The organism is Paenibacillus sp. EZ-K15, from assembly GCF_002573715.1.
GTDB lineage: Bacteria > Bacillota > Bacilli > Paenibacillales > Paenibacillaceae > Paenibacillus_AQ.
The window spans coordinates 543,948-561,866 of the sequence record NZ_PDHM01000016.1 but is presented as its reverse complement, the minus strand read 5'-3'; the positions used below and the strand labels follow the sequence as shown (position 1 = coordinate 561,866).

Genomic DNA, 17,919 nt, shown 5'->3' with positions numbered 1-17,919 from the left:
TTTAAAAATGGCCCTTTTCAACATATATTGCTGTTATTTTGATTAACAATTCAATCGGCTTCGGGTACAATGAGGACATCATGACATAGCTGGATTTTCGTGAGAGGTGATTTGACATCAACTTTTTTTGCTCCGATCCCTTCTATATCAGTCGAGAGAGCAAATCCCGATCGAGTATTCCTTCATTCCACTATCACGACGCTTATGAAATTCTGTATATTGTCTCCGGCGAGCTGCATTATTGTATTGGAAGTCAGCCGTTTCAGCTTGTGGGCGGTTCCATGCTGCTCATTCGCAAGAATGACGGACATCGTCTGATCAATCCTAACGGTGCGCCATTTGAAAGAGTGACCCTGCTCTTTCAAGAAGATTTCTTAGGTGGGTTGTTGACCGAGGATTCGTCTTTTCATCCTCTCTCCCCTTTCCAAACAGGTTCCGGCTCCATCCGGTTAAAGGGTCAGGAGCAGGGGTATGTCGAAGGGATTTTTGCGAAGATGGTCGCCGAATCGGCCAACGGATTTCCGGAGTCGAATTTTTATCTCAAAATCCTGTTGTCCGAGCTTTTGGTGTTCATCCACCGTATTCTAAACAGTGGTCGTCAATACATAAATGTCTCAACCAACCAGGTTCATCAGCGTATTTCCCATATTGCCCACTTTATCAATCACCACTACGAACAGCGTCTGACATTAGAGGAACTCACCAGCCGATTCCATGTAAGTCCCTCCCATCTTAGTCGAACCTTCAGGGAATCAACAGGGTTTACTCTGATCGAGTATGTGAATCACGTACGGATCAAGCAAGCGAGTCATTTGTTGAAAGAATCCAATTTACAAGTTTCCGAAATCGCCGAAAGCGTTGGCTTCGACAATCCCACCCATTTCGGCCGCACCTTTAAAAGCATAATCGGTCTCTCTCCCCTGAAATTCCGTAAAAATCATCAGGCGGATATACGGCCGTAAACAACAAAGAGCCGAATTCCTTTAAGGGAATTCGGCTCTTTGGAACGTATGTTATGAGTACAAGTACAGTACACAGACAACAGTTAGTAGTGCAAACTAATCCAAGTAATTGTAATATTCGATAATATCCGCTATCGTTTGCTTCTGATTCTTGGTTAAAGTGTAGTCTGTCGATTTATTGGATATATCCTCAAATCGTACAATGATTTCATCATTTGCTGGAATCACGTTACCAAGCAGGTCTTCCATTTTTTTATCTACATTTATATCCACTATTTCTGTCATTCCGGAACCAAAAAGATCCACATCATTCACTTTATCCATCGGGTTGAAATCAAGCTCCTGCAATTTGTCTCCTGCACGGACCTTCACTTTGGTAAACACAAATAAGGCTTTTTTTGCGTCCTCCTGATACCCAACTCGTAAGATCATGTATTTTTTGGAATCCTTTACGCCGATGTAAGGATAGAAGCTCAAGCCTTTGGTAACACCCGCGGATGGTGAGATAAAGGTAATATTTTCGACTTTATCTTCTTTAATTTCAAATTTGGACTCCAGTTCCGTTTTCCGATTCTTGATCTTAGACTCTATGTCGGTTTTCAGTTTCGTATATTCATCCTTTTTCTCAGCTTTAATAGCTTCGTCGACTACTACATTGGCTTGAACATAGTTTCCATTTTTGAATAAATCCTGTGCTTCGGCAAATTTTGCTTCATGATCATTAGTCTTGCTAGCACTTGCACTCTTCGCTGTTGTGCCGTTACCTGGATCGGATGAGGAATTGTCGGATAATCTGCCAATGACAAAAAGAACGACAAGAACCCCCACAATTATTAGCAAAATCTTTTTAAACTTCGACTTTTTTTTCTCCACTGTTACATTTTTCCCCCTTAAGGCTTATGAAATATAGTTCTATAGTATCATCGAACTATTCCAATATCAACCGTTTGAGAGATTATAAACCAAAGAGTCAAGTATAACCTTATATGACGTTGCCAATACTGTTATCTACCAGTTTTCTATTTCACATGAATCCTTTTAGTTTACATAATATTTATTACGTAGCATTTAGTTTCCAGGGCACAACTCATGGATTTTGGAAACCAGATCTACTGAATTGGTATGGAACGCTTCGTTTGAATCCGTCCATGCCGATTTCAGAAAATAAGAAGCATGATATCGCCATCCCTGATGATCCGGATTAAAATCCAGTTGAATCTCGCGCCCCGGACTTCCCCGGTACACCCTGGAACCCGGCTTGCGCCAACTGCCAATTCTGGTGATCCTGTCCGGATCCTGGCCAGTGATATATGTAAACCGGTCATTGTAAGGAATGTCCTTCAAATAAAACTTTGGACATCCCACAGCAAATACATGGACTCCCTGGAAGTTGTACTTGTCCTCCAAATAAAGCCCTGCCTTATAGGCGACCAGGCCTCCAGCGCTGTGCCCGATCAGGATCAGTTGATCCGCATCTGCTGCATGCTCGCGGATGATCTGCCCTGCGTTCACTACCCGGCAAGACTGCTCGCGAACCAAGTCATAGCCAACTTGAGCAAGCTGCCGGGCTAGCAGACGGATTAACGAGGAACCCGCTATGCCGTTTGCCATCCCATACGGAAAGATCACCACAATTTTGGCATTTGGATATCTAAGAGCAATCTCGCTTGCAGCGTCTTCAAAATTATTCCGATAGGTCAAGACACCGGCAAAAAAGCAAACCACCGTTCGGCACTTTATTGAACAAGTGCTATAGGAGGATACGAACGTCTCTGTCATGACTTCACAGTCCCCCTCCTAAAAAGTGTTCCCAGTCTTCCGCGCATATGAAGAACCCCCCATGTTAACAACGCGATACATATCTGCATTGTAGCATGAGGGTCCTCATTTTTTCATATTCTATTCGCCTTATTTTTTGGCAGCCAACCATTGGGACAGCACATTAATTTCGTCTTCCGTCAGCTTGCCTTGGAATGCCGGCATTCCATTGCGCCCATTCGAAATAATACCCGCAATTTCGCTGGCATCGTGCTTGGATCCTACGTTTTGGAGACTGGGAAAGTTTCCGCCCCCGCCTAGGTCAGTAGCATGGCAAGCCATGCAGTTGGCATTGTACAGCGTCATCGCTTCATCATTGGTGGCATCCCCGCCGGTTGCTCCTTCCTCCGGAGCTTGTCCTCCGTTTTCAGCTGGAGCTGGAGCTGGCTCGGATGTATCATTGCCACCGCATGCCACCACAGCAAAAGCAAAAGTTGTCAATAACATAACAAACAGTAACCCTTTTTTGAACATTTATCAAACTACCTCCTTTTGTAAAATGCAAGCTATACTAATAGCCCGCCCTTTTTGCTGTATTCAAGAATTCCATCCACTGTTCGATAAGCAAGGGCCCCGACCGTCCCTGTCGGGTTATAGCCGCTATTATGCGGGAAAGCGGATGCGCCAACGACAAATAAATTTTCCATATCCCACATTTGCATGTAGTTGTTGACGGCCGAATTACCAGGGTTCTCTCCCATAATCACCCCGCCGGTATTATGAGTCGATTGGTATGTCGTAATTTCGTAAGGTCCCAGTTCCTTCAGTTTCATAATGTTCTGGCCTCCCATCTCCTGCACGATCTCCGCGCAGCGATCGGAAAGATACCTGGCCAACTGGCGGTCCTGCTCTTCGAAATCAAACGTGATTCGAATCAACGGGTCTCCGAATGCGTCCTTATAGGTGGGATCCAAATCCAGATAGTGATGTCGATAAGGCATAGAAGAACCTTGAGAGCCCACGGACAGCACGCTGTTTGCATACTTCAAGGAATTCGCCTTAAACTCTTTTCCCCAACGCGGTGATTCCTCCGGTACCGGATTGTTTTGAATTGGCCTTTGTCCGGTTACCGTATGGGCAATGTTCCCCCCATGAATGAACTTCAAGTCCGAGTGATCAAAATTGTCGCCGTTATAATCGTCCACGCTCATTCCTAGGCTTCCCGCGCCGGCAAACAAATTGAATTTATCCTCAAAAAATCCGGCGGCATTCCCCTTGATGACCTGATAGGCATAGTTTTTGCCAATCACACCTGTTCCGCTGGACGAGTCGTATGGCTTACCGATCTTGGAGAGAAGCATCAAACGAGTATTATTAAATACATACCCCGTTGATACGACGATATCCGCTGGCTGTTCGATTTCCTCTCCCGTCGTTAGATCCGTGTACATGACACCCGTTGCCTTACCTCCCGTATGCAGGATTCGTCTTACATAGGAATGGGTCCGGATTTCGAACTTCCCGGTTTTTTTGGCAACAGGAATCACGGTAACGACCGGATCCGCTTTCGCCCCGTATTCACACCCAAACCGCTCGCAATACCCACAATACTGACAACCTGCCCGGGCAATGCCATCCGGATTCGTATAGCTTTCCGACAGATTCGCTGAAGGGACCGTATAGGGATTGAGCTTCAGTTTTTTTGCCGCTTCTGTGAACATCTTCATGGATGGCGTGTGAAGCATAGGCGGTGTCGGGTAAGGATTCGAACGTTTCCCTGCCAAGGGATTTTCCTCGCCGGAGATGCCGGTCGTCTTCTCGAACTTATCAAAGAACGGCTCAAGCTGATCATAGGTAATACCCCAGTCCTGGATCATCATTTCCGGCGGTATTTTATCTTTCCCATATCGTTCTTCCGTCATGCTCCGAATTTTAAAATCGTAAGGCAGGAAACGGAATGTTTGCCCGTTCCAGTGCACCCCGGCTCCTCCCAATCCCTCGCCTAACAAGAACGAGCCATATTGCCTCATTGGAAGCGCACGTATTTTTTCAGTGCTTCGAAATGTAATCGTTTCTTTGGAGAGGTCCTGCATTAAATCGTACCGAAGCGCATAACGGAGCTCATCGTGAGCCATGTAATAGTCTTCCGTCACTCTTTCTTTACCTCGCTCCAATCCGACAACGGATAAACCGTTCTTGGTCAGTTCCGAAGCGATAATGCCGCCAGCCCAGCCGACGCCAATGATGACAACATCCGTTTTAGGTAATTTTTTAGCCATATCTATACTCCTCTCGCTAATCGTGAGCCGTTATAGGTGATCTTTTAAACTCTTAGGCGGGATGACGGTAAAATTCTTCTCGATAATATTCGTGTAAGCCATTTGGTTACCCGGATATTGCCGCATCGCCCAGCCCTGCATATTTTTATTGCCACCATATAGCGGATCACTGTAAACACCTTCTAATGTGCTGCTGCGGAGCAGGTTGAAGAACCCGCTGGCTGAGATCGTTGTCAATTTGACCTCATCGTTCTGAAAGGCTGTTAACACGGCATCCTGTTCCTCTGGCGACAGGCTTGGGAAATCTTTCTGATAATTTTTTTGGCTGTAGTTCTGAATTTCGCGCAGCCCAATGTAGAAAATCTCTCGTCTTCTTAATCGTCCCTGATAACCTTGCGTTTTCTCTCCAACATAAAAAGGCGGCTGCATGTAGTCTCTTGCATTAAAACCCCAATCACCGGCCAGTTGGTGGTCGATGAAGAATGCGGCGCCAAGTTCTTTGGCGCCAGGACCATTGTCATCCGCAGGGAATATACGTTCTACGGCTGCTTCCGTGATCCGGTATTGTTCCTGGTTGAAGAACATTAATGCTTGATTGTAGTTGTTTTCATTCGTCTCAGGAGCTGGCGCTGCAGGCGGAGTTGCCCGCTTCGGCAGCAGATAACCGAGTACCCCGCCCAGCACGACACCTCCCACGGCATAACCGGAGTTTCTCAGAAATTTCCGCCGAGACATCGTCTGTGAGCTGCCAGGCTTCGATGGTTTGGTTTGTTGTTCGTCTTGTTCGCTCAAACTCTCAGCACCCCTACTCTTTATCATTTGGAATAATGGGTATTGTCCCCATCAAAATTTCATTCATACATTATTCTCCATCCGGGCATGATAAAAACACTAACGATATGGAGGCGAATGCTCATGAATCAATTGTGGAGCAAGTGGAGAGGTCCAATATTGGGCTCAGCACTGCTTCTTTCTTTAACAGCCTGCTTAAATCAAAACGACAATCAACAAAATGCGCAATCCATGGAACAGCGTAATGCCGATGCCGTACACTTGCACAGTACCGATGTGATCCCAAGCTATCATGGGCCCAAGACCGAAACTACCAATGTCCACGGGAAAACCACAAGCGGTATGGGCATGTCTGTGTACAGCATGATCGGCTCTTCCAGCCTGCATGAAGGCGGTGTCTCTTCCCATGTCCAGTCAAGACTCGCAAGTTCAGGCATTGAAGGAGTCAAAGCCTTTGTCCTGAATGACACGATTATTCTGGCACGTGCAGAATCACGCGTTTCTTCTAACCAATATGACAACATGCAGCAAAAGGTTTTAAGTCAGACGCAAGGAATGTCGGGTAAAGGTGAACCAAACGAAGGTGTTATCGGGGCCAAGTCTGCGGACAACGATAATATGTCGCAAGCCAAAGAGCAAGTGAAGAGCATGTTTAACGAAGAAGTGCAAATTCTAACGGTAACGAATCCGCAAGCTCCTGCGCTGATCGACCGAATTGCCTCGAAGCTGCATGGTGCGCCGCGCGACGAGTCGATCGCCAGAGATATTACAAAGCTGCTGCAAATGGCATCGGATAAAAAATAGGTAAAGGAGTTGATCGTATGCCTCTAGGAAACATCGGTGTGACAGGGCTGATCCTCATTCTGTTGATCGCCTTAATTATTTTCGGTCCTTCGAAGCTGCCTGAACTGGGCCGTGCCTTCGGTCGTACACTGAGCGAGTTCAAAAACTCAACGCGTGAACTGGTTTCGAGCGAAGATATCCATGATGGAGATAAATTGAAATGACCGAGCACGAGCAGGCACAAGAACAGGAGCAGCATATATTGGAGCACTTAACAGAGCTCCGCAAGCGGATTCTCATCACATTGGGCACCTTTTTGGTAGCCCTTTGTGCCGCTTTTCTGTATGTTGAACCCCTATATGAAATGTTGACTCGCGACGTGGAGGGTCAGCTTCAAGTATTGGGACCAACGGACGTGATTTGGGTATACTTCATGATTGCAGGCGTTATAGCTCTGGCGGTGACGATGCCTGTTGCCGGATTTCAGGTATGGCGTTTCGTCGTACCCGGCTTGAGTACCATTGAGCGGCGCGCATCACTAGCGTATATCCCCGCGATCGGAGCCCTTTTTTTATTGGGGTTGGCTTTCGGCTACTTTGTCATTTACCCCATGGTCCTGTCCTTCCTGGATTCGCTGTCGCATCATTTCATAACAGCTTATACAGCTGAGAGATACTTCCGTTTTATGGTGCATATGACCGTACCGTTCGGTGTTCTGTTCGAAATGCCCGTCGTTATCATGTTCTTGACCTCGATTGGCATCCTGAATCCGCTTCGCTTAGCAAAAATGCGGAAAATCGCCTACTTGCTGCTGACGATAGCAGCTGTTACCATTACACCGCCGGATATCGTGTCGGACATTCTCGTCATTGTACCCCTGTTGCTTCTATATGAAATTAGCGTCGGACTGTCTCGCATTGTATACCACAAAAGGCTGACCAAGCTGGAATTGATAAGCGAATAAAAACCAGGTTCGAATCAGGGACATTGCGAATAGATACTAAAAAAGCTTGGAGATCTCTTTTAGATCCCAAGCTTTTAATATGAGTAAGAATATTTTAATAACCTTAGAAAATCGTAGGCACCATTCCGCCATCCATACGGATTGGAGAACCTTTAAACGCGGATGCGTAAGGACTGCACAGGAATGCAGCCAGTCTACCTATTTCCATAGGCTTGATAAATCGCTGTATTTCGGATTGAGGCAGGTTCGTAACCATAAATTCCTTCTCTTTTTCAGAAAAAGTCATATTTTTATCAGGGTACATTCCTTCAATGATTTGGTACACATTCTCTGAGAGGGTTGGTCCTGGCATAATCGTATTAACGGTTACTTCCGTTCCCCTGGTTAATTTGGACAAGCTTTTAGACAAGGATAAGAGCATTGATTTTGTCATGCAGTATTGAGGCATTTGTCCTGAAGGCATTACGGCTTCTTCGCTGGCTATAAAAATAATGCGCCCATCATCACGTTTCAACATATGCGGCAAATAAAATTTAGTTAATCCATTAGCAGCAAGCACATTGGTACGAAAATATTTCTCCCATACCTCATCATCAACATCCTCATACTGCATAATTTCATAAATACCCATGTTGTTAACTAAAATATCCACATGGGGATATTTTTCAAACAAAACTTCTCTTTGCTTCGCATCTACGATATCGGCTGCAGCATTTTGAGGAGAAGTCGCCGGGAATTGGGACTTGATGTCATTCACGGTTTGCTCGACCTCGTCATGATTTCGTCCATTAATGAGTACATGAACACCTTCTCTTGCAAGTTCAATAGCAATGGCCTTACCTATGCCTTTTGTTGACCCGGTAACTAGAGCCGTTTTATTGTTTAATCCCATATCCATAATATCATCATTTCTCCTTTGTGATCCGGATAGTGATTATATTACTTTGTCAGGAATGTTGAGTAACTAGCACATAACGCCAAAGTACTTGTATAACACGCCACTTGTTAATGCTAAAGTAACCTGCAACCTCACAATAGCAATCGCTAAGTTGTGAACGCTATGAATCCATTGTCAACATTTCCTGTCGTTGTTCGGATAGCGAATAGCTACTGAAATGTTCAGTACGCCAATTGGATGGAGTATCTCCTTCCCAAAGACGGAAAGCTCGGTAGAACGAATTCTGATCTTCATATCCAATCAAAAAGGCAACTTCCTTAATATCGAGTGAAGGATCTGCCAAGTACTCGATAGCCTGCTCGTGTCTAGCTTGCGTCAGCAATTGCCTGAAGCTCGTATTTTCTTCCGTTAGCCTGCGCTGTAATGTACGATCGCTCATATTGAGCTCCTTCGCCACAGACTGAATGTCAGGGCGCCCTCCTGTGAGACTCCGTTTCATGATCCATTTGACCAAGTCGGTAATGGAGCGGTTGCTCTGTAGCTCATCAAGCGAACGGTCCAGAGCGGGAGTCAGGATTTCCAGCAATTCTTCGTTATACGAAATAAAAGGACGGTCCAGATCTCTTCGATATAGCGTTAACCGGTTACGCTTAGCACCCATCCGGATACGACAGCCAAAATAAGCTTCAAGAGCTTGTACATCGCCCATAGGCTGCGAAAATTCAACCAAGTGTGCGGTCAAAGGTTGACCTGTCCCCCGACGTCCAAGCTCCAAAAGACATGCTAGTGTAATACCAACAAGCAGCGCCGGACCAGGCTGCTCGCTTTGATTCAGCCATTCCAGCTCGATGGTGCAGCGTTCGCCCTCCTCGGTGATACGCAAGCCTTCGGGTGGACATAGTTGCTTATACCGAGCCATTCGGTTTAGAGCATCGCGGTAGTCACGAGCGTGGTAAGGCGCTAGTACGGTCGGTGGGTACTTCGCCGTTTCAAAGACGGTCGCAAGCTTGATGATGGCTTGGGCAGTGTCACCAATGAAATCGGAATAAGCCTGCCAGATCGCGAAATATTGGGCGGTGGTGACTATAGATTCCGTTATGATGGTGAGTGGTAATTGTGCTTTGCGAGCTATGTCATGGGCGGCAATCCCTAATTGATGTAATCCTTCCCAAAATCCCGGCGGGATTTTAATACGGCCAGATGTATAAGGCTTCATATATAGGGCTCCTTTAGATACTGTTTATTGTAATGTTAGATATTTCTTGATTCCGTCCAGGATCGATACCTACTTTATAAATCGATTCTGGATCGTGCTGTGTTTGTTTGCCATGCGAGCGATCATTCGAACTGGTTATATCCGCCATACGATAGCTTGCTGAGCCGTCATTCGAAAGGTTATTATACAGCAAAATAATAAATATTGCTGACAATCTAAGTGTTATGATCGTTGTACCCTTTTTCATCCGTTTTCTCCCCCTTCCTTAAACGAGTGTACAAGAGTGACATCAAGATAAAGTGGAGATGAAATCAACATCAATTAATAAAAGCGCAGAACCGAGGTTCTACGCTTTTTATTGAGGTAATTCTTAATGGCGTCGCCACTTCCAGCCTTGGGCCATTATCCGAAAAATGCGATGAACCGGCTTACCATTGATATAAGGTCCCGGTATTCGCGATGCGATTAAATTATCGATTTCAAGTATTACACGAAACTAGCGAATCGCATATTCACTTTGCTGAACAATCTTTAACCATTCTCGAGTAATTAGTTGATGTCCCGCGGCCGTGGGATGAACACCGTCCCATAACCAGTATTCTGCAGTGACGTTTTGTGCCGCTTGATTGAATACCTCTTGTAAAGGTACAAAAAGGGTATTATATTCGTCTGCTAGCTGCCGGAGAATCGAGCTGTATTCATCTATTTTGCTGCGCCATTGATCCCATTCATTCGTAGTTGCCCCTGTTTTCAAAACAAAAGGCTCGCACAGAACCAAGCCTGTTTCCGGAAGAACTTCCCGTGTTTCACTCAGCAACTGGCGATACATTCGTTCGAAACGATCGGTTGCCCCTTCAGGACGACCATGAATGATACTAGCGGCATCATTCACACCTACGAGAATACTAATCAGATCAGGCCTTAAACTAAAGGCATCCTCATTCCATCTCGCATAAAGATCCGAAACGCGGTTGCCGCTGACCCCTCGATTAATAAATAGCGGCTGGCTTTGGGCGAATTCCAATCCAAGCTTTGCGGCTATGAGATAGACGTAACCATGTCCCAGAATATGATTTGGGTCCTGATTTCTTCCCCAATTGCCGTCGGTTATCGAATCGCCCTGAAATAATATCGTTTTTCTATGATTCTCCATTAGTCGTTGTCTCCGATCTAAGCATTTTAGATGATGCAGCTCCCTTTACACTGATTGCTCCCATCACCATATTTACGGCATTTTCAACGTGCAATGAACCATATGAACGACTAAAGACCATCCGAATCGATCTGCTCTGAAGCTGCTGCAGGTAACCATCCTTCAAGCAGTGCTCCTCCTTCCGGATGATTGCTTGCGTTAAGTTCGCCTCCATGCTGCCTAACAATTCTTTGTGAAATGGTTAAACCTAATCCGCTGCCACCGGTTGAACGACTTCTGGATGCTTCCCCGCGATATAGAGGTTCAAATACACGTTCAAGTTCTTCCGCAGAGAAGCCCGGCCCGGTATCGCATATCGTAAACTTAAGTTTATTTCCAACTTTGTTACACTGGACTTCGATGTCACCACCCGCAGGTGTGTGTCTGACGGCATTATCCAGAAGATTGTTCATGGCTCGCTCTAATAAATGCATATCTCCATGGATGATGCAGCCATCTGTTACATGCGATGAGATCGAAATTCCTTTTTGCTGAGCCAGCGGACTCAGACTGTCCATCGAATTTCGGATTACCTGGTTAACATCCACCGTTTTGTTATTCAGTTCCGACTCCACATACTCCATTTTTGTAAAGGTGAAAAGGTCCTCAACCAAACGATCCAATTGTGCCGATTTATCCTTGCAAACCGACACATATTGAGCCATTTTCTCTGGAGATTGAGCGATCCCTTGCTCTAGTCCATCCAAGTAGCCCCGCAAAGCGAACAACGGTGTCCGTAAATCATGCGCAACAGCCGCAATGACGAATCGGCGTTCCTCTTCCAATTCGGCCTGTTTTCGAAAGGACTTCTCAAGCCCCTTGACCATAACATCGAATCCGTCGCGGACTTCAGCGATTTCGGTGACCTTGGACATGGGTAAACGAACATCCCAATCCCCTGTTGCAATTCGTCTTGCTGCATTTCCCATCTTCTCAAGTGGTTTGAGAACGAATCGTCTCATTTCCATTCCGACAATAAAGATCGCAAGGAGTAGCCCGACAAAAGCCGACATCACTTGAAATTGATTGGACTTGGGCAGGTACAGAATAACCCTTCCCAGCAATCGGCCGTCCTGGATGACAGAGAACCGCTCGGTTGATAGATTAGTTCCTCGTCGCTCTGGGTTGGAACGGTAAATTTCCTGATCTGCTGCGGATTGAATAAGAACATCCATCTTCGCTTCGCGCAGCGCGGAATACAATTGGTCTTGCCAGTCTGGATCCGTCCATTGATCTGTGTCCGATTCAATTCGCTGAATCATTTCCGATATATTTCGTTGCAGCGTCTTGTTTTGCAGCCTACCTCTTTCGAAGCTGAGCGTCTTCGTCTCCATAAAGTGAGCAGCAACAAAGAAGATCCACGGCAAAGTGAGAATAAAGACGAAGCAGAGCATAGTAAACGTGCGAATGCGGAGTGACCTCATGTTACCCTCCCTCAAAGCGATACCCTACTCCCCATACGTTGACCAGGAATATCGGTTGGTTTGGATCAGCTTCGATTTTCTCACGAAGTCGGCTGAGATGGACCCGAATCGTGTGCCTGTCGCCCACCCCATCCCAAAATTTCGCTAGTAATTGTTCATAGGAGAAAACATGTCTCGGGTGTTCGGCAAATAATCGCAGTAACTCATATTCCTTGGGTGTGAGCACGACGTTATTTCCATCCACTAGTACTTCTCTTGTGGACAGATTTAACTTGATTCGCCCGTAATCCAAGACCCTGCTATCCATTTGCTGCGGGGAAGCGGAACGCCGCAATACCGCTTTCACTCTGGCAACGATTTCCCCAGGTGAAGCGGTTTTGACAATATAATCATCGCCTCCGAGAGTCAGGCCTCGAATCTTATCCACATCATCGCTGCGAGCACTCAAGAACAGGATTGGAATATGGCTCTCCCCGCGAATCCGGCGGCAAAACTCAAATCCGTTTTGTCCCGGCATCATAATGTCCAGAACAATACAATGAATGGAGTTTTGCTTAAATATGTCCCACGCTTGAGCGGTATCGCAAGCAGTCATTACTTGAAAGTTGTCATTCTCTAGAAAATCTCTTAATAGCTCAACGATACTTTGGTCATCGTCTACAACCAGTATCGTCTTGAATACACTCATGTTTATCCCACCTTTGCTTTCCTAGTTTATCATTTATTTAGCTAGAACTAACGCAAGCTTATGTATTGTGATGATTTGTTTATACTTTTGTGACCTTTCTACATCTTTGTTTGAGATATTCGTTTGTTATGCTTCTACTTGCGCACACAGACAGGGGTGATCTTCCCGCGCAGTCATCGATAAAGGAGGTTTATATATGGGTTTGGAAAATAACGCTTTCTCGTTCTTTCCTTTCGGCGCTTTGTTTTGTCTCACGCTGTTTTCTTTCCTGGCGGTTCGAGTATACACGATTCGTCAGCGTTACAAAAGCGATCATCAAAAGGATGATATCCCTATGATTCTGAAGAACCGAATGGCCAAAGGTGAAATTGATGAGAAGGAATATCGCATGCTGAAAGATCTTCTGACCAAATAGAGACAAGGAGGATTTATTGATGCTAAACGTTCAAATCGTGTTGTTTGATGGCTTCGACCTTCTGGATGCGATAGCACCTTACGAGGTCTTTTGCGCAGCAGCCATGAATGCTGAAAACGAGTTAAACGTAGAATTGGTCACAGCCGAAGGACCAAGATCCGTGCCTAGCGGCATCAACGGGTTGAGGATTGAAGCGAGTGGCAGACTGGACCCGGAACGTGCGGGCATCATTCTCGTGCCTGGCGCGTCCGGCGACGTCGAAGGAGATGGGCCCGATTCAATTCCGGCTATTCTGGGTCTGGCCATGAGTACCGAATTGACCGGGATGATCGAGCAGGCTCTCCAGCACAAAGACATCATAGTCGCTACGGTCTGCGGCGGTTCCCTGGTGCTTGCTATGGGAGGCCTCTTGGAAGGCAGGCCGGCGGTAACGAACCACCTGGGCATGGACTTACTTGGTGCAACTGGAGCAGTTCCCATCACGGCTCGCGTTGTGGACGACGGCAATCTGGTTACCGGCGGCGGTGTAACTTCAGGACTCGATGTAGCGCTATATCTGGTGGAACGTGAACTTGGGCCTCGTATCGCTCACGCGGTAGAGCAGTTATTCGAATATGAACGAAGAGGAACAGTTTGGAGGGATACAGGGATAACGCCTAACGTTAATAAACCATTGACGAGCGACGAACCAAACACCGCGGTGAACAAAACAGCGATGACACCCACGCCCAGCTCCCAGCATAGCAAAAGCACACAGGCATCGGTCTTCGACGGGGATTGGGAGACCACTATCGCTACGCCCGTCGGGAAGATGGAGGTCAAGCTCTCCATATTGACAAGGAACGATATGATCCAGGGCACGGCAACGCAGGGGGATGAAACCATCGAGTTTATGAACCCCGTGCTTCAGGATAACAAGCTGGCCTGGTCACTTCGAATTACGAAACCCATGCGCTTGAATCTCAAATTTGAAGTTGTCGTCGATGGAGATCACATGGTTGGTATCGCTAAGGCGGGCCTACTGCCTGCATCCAAATTAACAGGAAATCGGGTTTCCTAATCGTAAGAAAGAAAAACCGCGGCATACACGCGATAATGGCTTCCAAGTATGTATGTCGATCGAGTTTTTCTTTTCCAATAATGGTGTGCATCTAATATGGAGCATCGGGAGTTGCGAACGGATGAAGAAACGGAAATCGTTGTATCTATTGCTGGCCTGTGTCAGCATTCTATTTATACTATACGCCTTGGTGAAAAACTATTGGATCGATCCCGCTGCTTCGGGGTTTTTAAGTCATAAGACCGGGCTGAAGCGCGAGCTCAATCTCCCGGTTTGGCTAAATGTCATGTACGTTCATGTTGCATTCGCATGTATGGCCATGGCATCGGGACTGGTTAACTTTTCGAATCGAATATTTGAAAGAAGCCGCAGGCTCCATCGCATAAACGGCTATGTGTATATCGTATCCGTACTGCTAGTTGTGCTGACTTCCGGATATATGGCCCCCTATGCCACAGGCGGAAAAATAAGCAGTATGGGATTCAATCTGCTGAATATGATCTGGCTATTTATCACCATTACGGCGCTCGTCCAAATCAAGAGGAAACGGATCATCCGTCATCGAAATTGGATGATTCGTAGTTATGCCTTTTGCTTCACGAACATGTTGATTCATCTCATTACTTCCCTTTTTCATCAGGGATTCGGGTACGTTTACGCTACCAGCTACACCATCGGCGTTTACGGCTCAATTGCGCTGCTGCTGGTTATTCCTGAAATCATCATCAGAACGAATCGAAAGGAATTGGTATAAGGATGAAAAAAATACTTGGTTTACTCATGTCGTTTACGCTCGTTTTAAGTCTGTTAGCCCCCGCAGCAAGCGCGGAAACAAAAAAGAATCAGGATCCATCCAAAGACAAAAGCGTGCATGTACAAATCGTATTATTCGATGGATTTGATCTGCTGGACGCATTAGCGCCATATGAAGTATTTGCAGCAGCTGGAATGTACACTGGAGGAAAAGTTACTGTTGAATTGGTAACTGCAGAAGGTAAGCGTTCGGTTCCGAGCGGGCTGGATGGGCCCTCCCTTGAAGCACAAGCCGTATTAGACCCTAATCGTTCCGGGATTATTGTAGTTCCTGGAGCTTCGGGGAAGCCAGCGGGGAATACCGCAGATGCGATCCCCAACATATTAAGGCAAGCTAAGGATACGAGCTTAACCAATATGGTGAAACAAGCTATGAATAATAAGGAAGTTACGGTGGCTACCGTGTGTGGAGGTTCATTGCTGCTGGCTATGGATGGTTTATTGAAGGATAGACATGCTGTCACCAATCAGATAGGCATGGGTGCACTAGGAGCTCTCGGTGCAATTCCAGTTGATGCAAGAATCGTGGAAGATGGTCCTCGCTTGGTGACTGGCGGAGGTGTTACTTCCGGACTTGATGTGGCCTTGTATTTGGTTGAGCGTGAAGTCGGGCCACAGATTGCGAATGCCATCGAAAAGTTATTTGAATACGAGCGTAGAGGCACGGTGTGGCAAACAAAAGGCATCACGCCGATTAGCTTTGAGACGAGCCAGGAAACGCCTAAAAAAGTACAACCGGCTGTACCGGGGAATAAAGCTGAAAAGTAAGGAATCGAGGCATTCGGGGAGCTTGGAACCTCGTTGCCCCCACTTGCCATTTATTAATCAATAGCAAGTCGCAATAAATAGATGATGTTTCATTTACTAGCATTAAGAAATTGCATGAAATCATCAAAAAAGCCGCAGTTATGCGGCTTTTTGCGCATATGTTATTCTCTATCAAAAAATCTACTATACCCTTTTTGAAAATCCGACTTGCGAGGACTATTCTGGAGAGTTTCAACCATATCATATAATCCATAAATCCTGTTATATACTTTGCTTCTTTCGTATAAATTTCTCTCTATCGAACCGTATTCCTCAAATACCTCTCGACGGAATTCCTCGGGATAATAACACATATACATAAAGTCCAAGGCGGGGTCCTCGATCCCTCCTTCGCTGAAATCGATAACCCCCAGGCGACCGGCCTGCTCATCCCAAAGCACATTATCATAATGAAAATCCCCATGCACAACGCACGTCGGAGACGATGCGGAAATTTCATAATACATATTAAGGAATTCCATAACCTGATTCATCTCGACTCTGGAAAGTTTGGTTTCCAACAGTGGGAGCCCTTGCTCCATGTCGTTACGAACATCCTGTTCAAAGCGGGTATGCAAGTTCAAACCTTGTTTTGATACCGAATGAAGTTCCCTTAAAAATCTTCCTACCGACCTTCCGATTTGTCTTGCATTCTCTAAATTCCCCTCAACATATTGCGGTGTCAGCCAATACCCAGGCACATATCTCTCTATCACAAAATCCTCAGTATGAGATACATATAAGCTTTCTGGCAAGACTACCTCCGCGTGCTTTCCTAATCTGCGAATCAGTTCCTGTCTTGCATGATAAGTGTCGAAATGAAATCCATCACGATAGAAAGAGATCACGTTTGTTTTGTCTAAGATGACAACATCTTTCTCGCATCCCGTGTTGATTACTTCAATGGTTTGATAAGTCATTTCTCCTATTTCAGCTTTTACAAGCTCCAGCTTACGTCCAAGCAACTGCTCATTCATTGTGATTTCCCCCACATTGCATAAATCCATCATGTCCATATCGCGAACACATGCTGATACTCAGCATTACCACGCTGAATACCATTACCCTTTTGAAGATTAGGAATCTTTTAAAAATCTAAGAATCAAACCAGCAAGTTCTTCTGCATGTGTCAGTGTGATCATATGGTCAGCCCCCTCGATTACCTCGAAACGGATGTCTTGGACACGCTTGAACTGTTCCGCAATTCGCTGCATATCCTCCCATTCGACCGTCCCCTGAATAAACAGCGTCCTTGCAACAAGCTCCTCCAACCGCTCGATCGCTGGCGGCATCGGCCATACAACCTCAAAGCTCTTCCACTCACTAAACACTCTGGTCATATACAGCGTGTGCATCTCGCGCAAAAAATCCCGTTCAACGCTGGACATCGTCACACGATAATTCGGCCCGCTCAACGATTGTTCAACCAGACGGTTAACATCAGGTGCGCATGCATTTACTTGGGCCATCCAATCGATGAATGGCTGGGAGTACTCGAATCCGGTTAGCGATGGTGCGATTAATACTAAATGGTCAACCCTGGAAGGGTAAGTCAAGGCAAAATCCGTAACTGCCTGCCCTCCCATGGAATGACCGACAAGCGAAGCGCTGTCAATTTCCAGATGATCAAGCAATGCTCGCAGGTCTTCAACCAAGCTGGTTGGTTTTTGCGGCGCTGGAGATTTTCCCGTTCCCCGACCATCATACGTGATGACTTGATGGCTCCGAGCTAAATGCGGGGAAATATACCTCCATTCTCTTGAGTCTACACCTGGACTGTGTACCAACACAACAGGTGTCCCAATGCCTTGAGTTTGATAAGCTAAATCCATTTGAAAACTCCCCTCTCCAATGAATGATTATCCAGA

Annotated in this window: 21 protein-coding genes; 8 read left to right on the top strand and 13 right to left on the bottom strand. The window is 46.1% G+C overall.

Annotated elements, in window-relative coordinates; all coding sequences use genetic code 11:
• Positions 1-116 precede the first annotated feature (116 nt).
• Positions 117-962 carry a helix-turn-helix domain-containing protein gene (locus tag CRG97_RS15100; RefSeq protein WP_343225194.1) on the top strand — a complete coding sequence of 282 codons (846 nt, stop codon included), beginning with the start codon at positions 117-119 and terminating at the stop codon, positions 960-962.
• A gap of 96 nt (positions 963-1,058) precedes the next feature.
• Here CRG97_RS15100 and CRG97_RS15095 read toward each other — a convergent pair whose 3' ends face one another.
• The 5 genes from CRG97_RS15095 to CRG97_RS15075 all read right to left on the bottom strand — a co-directional run bounded on the left by CRG97_RS15095 (position 1,059) and on the right by CRG97_RS15075 (position 5,791).
• The gene (locus tag CRG97_RS15095) at positions 1,059-1,835 is read right to left on the bottom strand and encodes a hypothetical protein (RefSeq protein ID WP_098744330.1); all 777 of its coding nucleotides are present in this window, start codon (positions 1,833-1,835) and stop codon (positions 1,059-1,061) included.
• A gap of 195 nt (positions 1,836-2,030) precedes the next feature.
• Positions 2,031-2,741 carry an alpha/beta hydrolase family protein gene (locus CRG97_RS15090; protein WP_098744327.1) on the bottom strand — a complete coding sequence of 237 codons (711 nt, stop codon included), beginning with the start codon at positions 2,739-2,741 and terminating at the stop codon, positions 2,031-2,033.
• A gap of 129 nt (positions 2,742-2,870) precedes the next feature.
• Positions 2,871-3,254 (bottom strand): c-type cytochrome, encoded by a 384-nt coding sequence (locus tag CRG97_RS15085; protein WP_098744325.1) that lies wholly within the window; start codon positions 3,252-3,254, stop codon positions 2,871-2,873.
• 32 nt (positions 3,255-3,286) lie between these two features.
• The gene (locus tag CRG97_RS15080) at positions 3,287-4,999 is read right to left on the bottom strand and encodes a GMC family oxidoreductase (protein WP_098744322.1); all 1,713 of its coding nucleotides are present in this window, start codon (positions 4,997-4,999) and stop codon (positions 3,287-3,289) included.
• A 30-nt stretch (positions 5,000-5,029) separates the two neighbouring features.
• Entirely contained in the window at positions 5,030-5,791 is a 762-nt protein-coding gene (locus CRG97_RS15075; RefSeq protein ID WP_098744319.1) for a gluconate 2-dehydrogenase subunit 3 family protein, read from the bottom strand.
• A gap of 123 nt (positions 5,792-5,914) precedes the next feature.
• Here CRG97_RS15075 and CRG97_RS15070 point away from each other — a divergent pair, with 123 nt between their 5' ends.
• The 3 genes from CRG97_RS15070 to tatC are packed head-to-tail and all read left to right on the top strand — an operon-like array spanning position 5,915 to position 7,538.
• Positions 5,915-6,595, top strand: coding sequence for a hypothetical protein (locus tag CRG97_RS15070; protein WP_098744317.1), 681 nt, complete (start codon positions 5,915-5,917; stop codon positions 6,593-6,595).
• A gap of 17 nt (positions 6,596-6,612) precedes the next feature.
• Positions 6,613-6,798: a twin-arginine translocase TatA/TatE family subunit gene (gene tatA, locus CRG97_RS15065; protein ID WP_071221680.1), complete on the top strand. Its 186-nt coding sequence runs from the start codon at positions 6,613-6,615 to the stop codon at positions 6,796-6,798.
• The gene (gene tatC / locus CRG97_RS15060) at positions 6,795-7,538 is read left to right on the top strand and encodes a twin-arginine translocase subunit TatC (protein WP_098744314.1); all 744 of its coding nucleotides are present in this window, start codon (positions 6,795-6,797) and stop codon (positions 7,536-7,538) included. The genes tatA and tatC overlap by 4 nt, the downstream gene beginning before the upstream one ends.
• Positions 7,539-7,641: 103 nt before the next feature.
• On the opposite strand, the gene CRG97_RS15055 is transcribed toward tatC, so the two are convergent.
• The 6 genes from CRG97_RS15055 to CRG97_RS15030 all read right to left on the bottom strand — a co-directional run bounded on the left by CRG97_RS15055 (position 7,642) and on the right by CRG97_RS15030 (position 12,956).
• Positions 7,642-8,436 (bottom strand): SDR family NAD(P)-dependent oxidoreductase, encoded by a 795-nt coding sequence (locus tag CRG97_RS15055; RefSeq protein WP_098744311.1) that lies wholly within the window; start codon positions 8,434-8,436, stop codon positions 7,642-7,644.
• Between the two features lie 160 nt (positions 8,437-8,596).
• Positions 8,597-9,652, bottom strand: a complete 1,056-nt coding sequence (locus tag CRG97_RS15050; RefSeq protein ID WP_098744308.1) for a helix-turn-helix transcriptional regulator — start codon at positions 9,650-9,652, stop codon at positions 8,597-8,599.
• Positions 9,653-9,665: 13 nt separating this feature from the next.
• Complete coding sequence (locus CRG97_RS15045; RefSeq protein ID WP_098744305.1) at positions 9,666-9,899, bottom strand: hypothetical protein; 234 nt, start codon at positions 9,897-9,899, stop codon at positions 9,666-9,668.
• Between the two features lie 249 nt (positions 9,900-10,148).
• Positions 10,149-10,805: an SGNH/GDSL hydrolase family protein gene (locus CRG97_RS15040; RefSeq protein WP_098744303.1), complete on the bottom strand. Its 657-nt coding sequence runs from the start codon at positions 10,803-10,805 to the stop codon at positions 10,149-10,151.
• A 110-nt stretch (positions 10,806-10,915) separates the two neighbouring features.
• Positions 10,916-12,268, bottom strand: a complete 1,353-nt coding sequence (locus CRG97_RS15035) for a sensor histidine kinase (RefSeq protein WP_098744300.1) — start codon at positions 12,266-12,268, stop codon at positions 10,916-10,918.
• A 1-nt stretch (position 12,269) separates the two neighbouring features.
• On the bottom strand, positions 12,270-12,956 hold the full coding sequence (locus CRG97_RS15030) for a response regulator transcription factor (RefSeq protein WP_098744297.1): 687 nt from the start codon (positions 12,954-12,956) through the stop codon (positions 12,270-12,272).
• A 196-nt stretch (positions 12,957-13,152) separates the two neighbouring features.
• Here CRG97_RS15030 and CRG97_RS15025 point away from each other — a divergent pair, with 196 nt between their 5' ends.
• From CRG97_RS15025 to CRG97_RS15010, 4 genes are all read left to right on the top strand, one after another.
• On the top strand, positions 13,153-13,371 hold the full coding sequence (locus CRG97_RS15025; protein ID WP_098744294.1) for an SHOCT domain-containing protein: 219 nt from the start codon (positions 13,153-13,155) through the stop codon (positions 13,369-13,371).
• A gap of 19 nt (positions 13,372-13,390) precedes the next feature.
• The gene (locus CRG97_RS15020) at positions 13,391-14,431 is read left to right on the top strand and encodes a DJ-1/PfpI family protein (RefSeq protein WP_098744292.1); all 1,041 of its coding nucleotides are present in this window, start codon (positions 13,391-13,393) and stop codon (positions 14,429-14,431) included.
• 121 nt (positions 14,432-14,552) lie between these two features.
• Entirely contained in the window at positions 14,553-15,185 is a 633-nt protein-coding gene (locus CRG97_RS15015; RefSeq protein ID WP_098744290.1) for a DUF2306 domain-containing protein, read from the top strand.
• Between the two features lie 2 nt (positions 15,186-15,187).
• The gene (locus CRG97_RS15010; protein WP_098744287.1) at positions 15,188-16,012 is read left to right on the top strand and encodes a DJ-1/PfpI family protein; all 825 of its coding nucleotides are present in this window, start codon (positions 15,188-15,190) and stop codon (positions 16,010-16,012) included.
• A gap of 161 nt (positions 16,013-16,173) precedes the next feature.
• Here CRG97_RS15010 and CRG97_RS15005 read toward each other — a convergent pair whose 3' ends face one another.
• Together CRG97_RS15005 and CRG97_RS15000 are read right to left on the bottom strand one after the other, a co-directional pair.
• On the bottom strand, positions 16,174-17,028 hold the full coding sequence (locus CRG97_RS15005; protein WP_161952940.1) for a phosphotransferase family protein: 855 nt from the start codon (positions 17,026-17,028) through the stop codon (positions 16,174-16,176).
• 99 nt (positions 17,029-17,127) lie between these two features.
• A complete protein-coding gene (locus CRG97_RS15000) occupies positions 17,128-17,883 on the bottom strand; it encodes an alpha/beta fold hydrolase (RefSeq protein WP_098744283.1) in 756 nt (251 codons plus the stop codon).
• Positions 17,884-17,919: the final 36 nt, after the last annotated feature.